General features: G+C 26.2%; 5 protein-coding genes. 3 read left to right on the top strand and 2 right to left on the bottom strand.

Annotated features, from left to right (window positions below; translation table 11 throughout):
• Positions 1-3,088, bottom strand: a 3,088-nt coding sequence (locus U880_RS0102265) for a BTA121 domain-containing protein surface lipoprotein (RefSeq protein WP_024654603.1), incomplete at its 3' end; no start/stop codon positions are given.
• Between the two features lie 594 nt (positions 3,089-3,682).
• Between U880_RS0102265 and U880_RS09930 the strand changes: the two genes are divergently transcribed.
• The 3 genes from U880_RS09930 to U880_RS0102250 all read left to right on the top strand — a co-directional run bounded on the left by U880_RS09930 (position 3,683) and on the right by U880_RS0102250 (position 5,616).
• Positions 3,683-4,195 carry a DUF226 domain-containing protein gene (locus U880_RS09930; protein WP_084543166.1) on the top strand — a complete coding sequence of 171 codons (513 nt, stop codon included), beginning with the start codon at positions 3,683-3,685 and terminating at the stop codon, positions 4,193-4,195.
• 33 nt (positions 4,196-4,228) lie between these two features.
• Positions 4,229-4,969, top strand: a complete 741-nt coding sequence (locus U880_RS0102255; protein ID WP_024654602.1) for a ParA family protein — start codon at positions 4,229-4,231, stop codon at positions 4,967-4,969.
• 86 nt (positions 4,970-5,055) lie between these two features.
• The gene (locus U880_RS0102250) at positions 5,056-5,616 is read left to right on the top strand and encodes a chromosome replication/partitioning protein (protein WP_024654601.1); all 561 of its coding nucleotides are present in this window, start codon (positions 5,056-5,058) and stop codon (positions 5,614-5,616) included.
• A gap of 332 nt (positions 5,617-5,948) precedes the next feature.
• On the opposite strand, the gene U880_RS10495 is transcribed toward U880_RS0102250, so the two are convergent.
• Positions 5,949-6,910 (bottom strand): plasmid maintenance protein (locus U880_RS10495; protein WP_024654600.1); only part of this gene is annotated, 962 nt, incomplete at its 5' end.

The raw sequence follows: 6,910 nt of genomic DNA, 5'->3' as shown, positions 1-6,910 counted from the left end.
CTCCTTCCTCACTGAATTTACTGATAATATTAATATACTTACTATTACAAGATGTTACCTCAGTTTCAATACCAATAAAACTGGATGCATTATTTGCATTGCTTAATAAGCTATTCTCCATGTCATAAATAGAATCATGACTACAAATATTTTTTAAATACTTACTATATTCTGTTTCTATATCTTTTAATCTTTGTGTAAGTATGTTTTTGTTAGGTCCACCATACTCTGCAAGAATTCGTTCTACTCCCTCTTTTTTACTTAATGTCTCTACAATACCTGATAGCGCTCTTTCAAGTCTAACAATACTATCTGTATCTAGGAAAAACTTACAAAAATCACAAAAAGTTTGTCTTGTCTTATTTATAATACCAAGATCACCTGGGTTAGTTAAATCAGGAATTGATATAGCAGTTTCAAGAAAAGTTAAGGCAGCACGCATTTTATCGTTATTTAATTTTTCTAACACTTGATCATAAATATCATGATAAGATTTTATATCCTCTACAATAATACTTTTAAACTCTAATCCATATTGTAATGTACCTAATAAATTCTTATACAAATCATCAGACTTAAAAGCATAACAAGCGGTTTTTAAACGTCTCACATATTCTGTTTCCTTGTCTTTTAATCTTTTTATAAGTACATCTTTATCCGGTCCATTATACATTGCAAGAATTCGTTCTACTCCCTCTTTTTCATTTAATATTCCTGCAATACCTGATAAAACTTTTTCAAGTCTAACAATACCTACACTTAATGAGTCCTCACAAAACCCATAAAAAGCTTCGGTTGCAGTTTTTATAACTCTAAGATCATCTGGATCACTGGGATCAGGAATTGATATAGCATTTCCAAGAAAAGTTGAGGCATCTATTTTATCACTATCCAATTTTTCTAAAACTTGAGCATAAATATCACGATAAAATTTTATAGCATATAAAGTATTGTCAAAGTCTGACATACATTGTGTTGACTTTAATGCATAATTATAATTATCATACAATTCATTAGGCAATGAAGTACCAAAAAAAGTTTTCAAATGTCTAATATATTCTGTTTCATTATCTTGCAACCGTTGTACAATTACATCTTTTCTAGACGGCCATCCAATATTATATTTTGCAAGAGCTTGTTCTACTGCCTCTTTGACATCTAATGTTTTTACGATAAATGATAAAATTCCCCTAAGTTTATCAATGACACCTGTATTTCCTGCATTTAGTATCAACCGATTATAGTTTTGTTTTGCTTGTATTGTCATCTTATCATCATCTGGATTATCTAAATTAGAACTTGTTATAGCATTTTTAAGAAAATTTAAAGCCTTTTTCTCGTCACTACTTAATTGTTCCAAAATTTTATCATAAAAATCATTATAAGCTAATATCTTTTTTCTAAGAATTTCAAAATGATATGCATAGTCTGCTTCACATAATAAATTAGAATTCATTTCCTCAACAAAGAAAGTACTACAAATAGTTTTTAAACAATTTATATAAATTGTTTCTGAATCTTTTAATTCTTGCATAAATACATCTTTTTCTGATCCATGACAATTTAAAAGAGCTTCTTCTGTCAATTTTTTTTCAATTAATGTCGCTGCAACAACTCTTAAAGCTGGTATAAATTTATTAACATCAGCTGTACCTAATATAAGTTGATAAAAAGTTTGTTTTGTATGAATTATAGACTTAAAATTACCTGTAGCATCTGAACTAGAAGTTGTTACACTGTCTTCAAGAAAAGCCAAAGCGGCTCTCTCTTCATTACTTAACTGGTTTATCATATTATGATATATGATATAGTTTAAAATATTCGCAAATCGAGATGCATCGTATATTTTTACTGATAAATTATTATATACCTCATCAAAAGAAGAAGTATTACAAATATTTTTCAGATATTTTATATATTCTGCTTTTACATTTCGCAATTTTTGTATAAGCATATCTTTAATTGAACTGTCATAATTTCTTATAGTCTTTTCTGCTACTTTTATTGCATTTAGTATTATTACAATACCTGATAAGAATTTTTGAAATTGTAAATTGTCAATACCTATGTGTTCTAATAACAAATAAAAATCTTCTTTTGCATGTGTTATAAGCTTATAATCATCTGAATCATCTGGATTAATTTCTGTTATAGAACCTTCAAAAAAATCTAAGGCATCTTTTTCCTCATCATTTAGGTGCTTTATTTCACTTATATAATAACTTATAGAATGTGCAATACTTTTAAATCGAGGTACATCTATTTCTCTTGACAAATCATAATACACATCATCCAAAGAATTAGCATTCAAAATGCTTCCTAAATACCTTTCATATTGTCCTTCCGAATCTTTTAACATTTTATTAAACATGTCTTTTTTAATCCCAATATAACTTGAAAGAGCCTGTTCTGCAATTTTTTTTGCATGTAACGTTGTTGCAATTTTTGATAAAACTCTTTTAAGATTGTCAACAGTTAGGTATGCAATGAACGGATAAAAAGCTTGTTTTGAAGGATATGCGAGATTATAAACAGATTTAGGTACAGCTTTCTCAAAAAAATTCAAAGCATCTTTCTTATCTTTATCTAACTGTTTAATAATCACAGAATCGATTATACCTTTTGCAATCTTTCCAAAACTAGGTGCTTTGCTTATGTGTATTAACTCATCATAGAACATACGAAGCCTTTCAGACGTATAACCAAATGGTTCTCCTCGAGTAAAAATTATTAAATATCTAAAATACTCTATAGTTTCCTTTTTGAATCTATCTGCCCATATATTTTTATTTGGCCCATTATAATGTTCAATAACATGTTTTACTGCAGCTCTTGCATTTAATGTTGACATAATAAATAATAAAGCTAGTTTGAGCAAACCCTCAGAATCCATAATTACCACAAACTCATCAAAATAAAATTTGGAATATCTTCCATACGGAAAACTAATATTTTTGTCCAACCCATAATAATTTCGAAACTCATCCTCATTACGTCTCACAAGAAGATCTTCGAAAAAATTTAAAGCAATTTTTTCATCCTCACTTAATTGTTCTTTTATAGTTTGTAATGTTCTTTTTTGTGACATAAATATTTTCCTTATATTTTAAATTTATATTTTTAATTTTATATTTATAAATATATGAAGTATATTATACCATATTATTTTAATAATTATAATCAAATAAGTTACTATCTAATAAATATAAATTGTCATATATGAGACAAAAACAACAAAAACATCATCTTCTTATTTGCTAAAAAACATAAAAAACATTATAGAAAATATAATTTATTTAAATTGCTAACATTACCCAAAATTTTCAAATAAATCTGTTAATTTTTATAAAATTTTATAAATAAATTATTTAGAATAGCAAAAAAAGTTTAACTAATAAGAAATTCAAAAAAACAATTTAATTCTAATAAATAATAAACATTAAGTTATCATGATTATTTAATAATTAATATAGTTAGCATATCATTTGAATAATTAAAGCATAAAGTCAAACTTAACATTTCCATACCAATTCTAAAAAGATTATCTAAACAAACAACAAAAATTAGAATATAATAAAGTGATTAATAATTTTTATTATTATGAACTATTAAAGTTAATAGAACATAAAGAAATTATTTAAAATTAAAAAAATCAAAAGAAATTGTTGATTAAGGATTAATTATGAGCAATGCACTAAAACTACTTAAGCAAAAAAAATTAAAAATCAAATTAACAGAAGAAAAAGCTCATAATCTTTTTATTAAAGCCGAAGAGAAGGATGATAAAAAAGTATATCATACAGAAATTATGACAAATTCTTACAAATTGGAAGTTCACAAAAGTCATAAGCATAGGTTTACCATCTCTTTCAAAGAGCTATTGACTCAAGAAAAAGTAAAATGGTTCGGACTGTTTGCTGTAAAAGATAATAATAAATTTTTAGACATATCTTATAGTTATAGAAAATCAATAAAAAATAAAAATGTAGTTAAAAACTATAAAAAAAATAAGACAATGCAAGCTTCTATATTTTCAAAAAGATATTATATTAAATTTAAGTTCAACAAGAACAGTTTTTCTTGTTATCTTAAAAGGATTGATTATCTACTCAGAATAAAAAAAAGTCATAAGAAACATTACAAATTTTTAATAGAAACTTTTAAATTTAGAGAAAGAAATATATATGTTTTATGATAAAAAAACTATCATATTGGAGGATGTTTGAAAATGGATATCAAAAAACCAAAAGTAATAACAATTGCATCAATTAAAGGTGGAGTTGGGAAAAGCACAACTAGCCTAATATTTGCAACTTTATTGGCTAAAAAATATAAAGTGTTATTGATAGATATAGACACACAGGCATCTACTACCAGTTATTTCTATAAGGAACTTACAAATAAAAAGATTAATATTGTAAGTAAAAATATATATAGAGTACTTAAAGAAAGATTAGATATTAACGATGCAATTGTAAATCTTAAAGACAATTTAGACTTAATTCCAAGTTACTTAAGCTTACACAAATTTGCTAGTGAATCCATACCCCTTAAAGAATTGAGATTAAAAGATAATTTACTCTTTTTAAAATCGGTATATGATTATGTAATAATTGATACTAATCCTAGTTTAGAATTTACATTAGCAAATGCTTTGTTATCTAGTAATTATACAATAGTACCGATGACAGCAGAAAAATGGTCTGTAGAAAGCTTAGATTTATTAGAATTTTATATGAAAAAACTAAAAGTCAAAATACCAATTTTTGTTCTTATAACAAGATTTAAAAAAAATAACACTCATAAACAGTTATTAAAATACGTTGAATCCAAAAAAGGTTTTTTAGGATTAATTCATGAAAGAGAGGATTTAAATAAAAAAATTGCCAAAAATGACGAATTTGATTTGACCAAAGATTATATCAAGGAGTATGAGTGTGCACTACTGAATCTTTTAAAATATGTATAAGCAACAACTAAATATATCTTTATATTTATATAATTATCCGGATTCCGGACAATTATATAAATATATATGAATACAAAGGAGATTATATGGAAATTAAGTTGAATAAGAGAGTTATATTGGATGAAGAAGATCCTGATGATAAAAAAATAGTATCGACAAATGAAGAAAAGATTCTTTATTATAATTCTTTAAAAGAACGATTAAAAGCTAATTTCAGAAAAGAAATTTTTCACAAAGTAGATAGTATTCGGATTTTAAAAGAAATAAAAGATAATAAATATTATAAATTAGATGGATATAAAAGTTTTGATAGTTTTATAAAGAGTTATCGACTTGCAAGAAGCCAAGTATATGTTTATTTAAAAATAGCAAATGCTATAGAAGAAGGTTTGATAGAGGAAAATTATATAATTGAAAATGGTATACATGATGCTTTTAATTTAATTCAAAATACAGGAAATAAAACAATAAATAAATCAAAAAAAGAATCAATACAATCATTAAGTTTTCAGCTTAAACATCAAGAAAGTTATGCTTTTTATAAGCAAAATACAAAAATCATCGGTTTCATATTAGATGAATTAGTTGTTAACAAAAAAGATTGGCTTCAAGAATTTATTGATAAATTTAAAGCACGAAATGAATAATCAGGTAATAAACATCTGAATACCTATGAATAATTTATAATATAAAACATATAAAGAAATACCAATGTTGTTTTCATCATATTTCAAAAATATAGCACTGGATTAAATACGTTCAAAAGAATTTTTCATTAGGCTCTAAATTTTTATATCAAATAAAATAAGCTCCACTATTTTTATAATAATGACTTTATTTTTACTTATTCTTGTATTGAGCACGCAATCATTGACTAGTCTGTTTTTCTATTTAAACTTCACCTCATTGATCATATAGGCTTTACAAAAGCTATTTATTCTTAAATGAAATCTTGTTATTAAATACTTTAAACTAAATTTCATATCATCTCTCCTTTTGCATTTTGCATCAAAATTTTATCTTTATCTGGATCTTGCTCTTGATATGGAAGCATAATTCCCAAACTAGCAAGAGAAAGTCCTTTAGTAGTCTTCAATCCTTCAAAATTAATGTTAATTTGTGATCTCGGCGGGCGTACGGCAATATTATCTCCCCTACTCTCTTCGTACAAAGGGTATAACTTTGCAATATCATCACTAGAATCGCTATTTCCAATATTTCCTACATAGGATCGTATTTCTTCTTTAACCTCCATTCTTAACTTTGCCTTTTCTTCTTCTCTCCTTCTGATCCGCTCTCTTCTTTCTTCTTCTTCTCGCCTAAATAACCTCTCTATATATTCTTGTTGTCGTTTGAGTTGCAGTTTGCGTTCTTTTTTTGCTTTCTCTTTTTCTTTTTTTTCTTCTTCTTCGTCTTTCACATTTCTTGACGCATGAAATTCAAAATTTTTGCTTGCTAATCTTATTTTTTCGCCATATTTTTCTTTTTTCGTCGTGTAATTTTTCTTATATTTGTGCGAGTACCAATCTTTGAATCGGCCCTCCCATATGAGATCATAGTCGTTTATTACGCCATCTGTTCTTTTCATCATCATCCACACTTTGTACTTGTACCTGTTGCCAAATTGCTTTAGAAAGTGTTTCAAAATATCTTCGATGTCATATTCTTTCCCATACTCATTTATGGCAGTCTCCAAATTTAGCAAGGCGTTTATGTACGTTGAATCGTTGTTGCTCAGCTCTTTCACCTGTTGCATATAGTTTTTGCTTATTTTGTGCACTTCTATCAGTCTAGTTTTTACGCCAATTCGTTTAAATTGCACTTTTTCATTTTTCTTTTCCACATTTTTTGGTTTTTTACATGAAAGACTTTTTACAGAGTTTTTCTCTAAAGAGTTCTTAGAATTCTCTTTATTTATATTGCTTATATTAGCTTTATTAA

The sequence above is a fragment of the Borrelia hispanica CRI genome (assembly GCF_000500065.1).
Taxonomy (GTDB): domain Bacteria; phylum Spirochaetota; class Spirochaetia; order Borreliales; family Borreliaceae; genus Borrelia; species Borrelia hispanica.
The sequence above is the reverse complement of the archived record's forward strand: the minus strand, read 5'-3'. Positions and strand labels throughout refer to the sequence as shown.

Excerpts from the sequence above, each read along its gene's own strand:
- U880_RS09930 (WP_084543166.1), top strand. The coding sequence starts at position 3,683 with ATGAGCAATGCACTAAAACTACTTAAGCAAAAAAAATTAAAAATCAAA.
- U880_RS0102255 (WP_024654602.1), top strand. The coding sequence starts at position 4,229 with ATGGATATCAAAAAACCAAAAGTAATAACAATTGCATCAATTAAAGGT.
- U880_RS0102250 (WP_024654601.1), top strand. The coding sequence starts at position 5,056 with ATGGAAATTAAGTTGAATAAGAGAGTTATATTGGATGAAGAAGATCCT.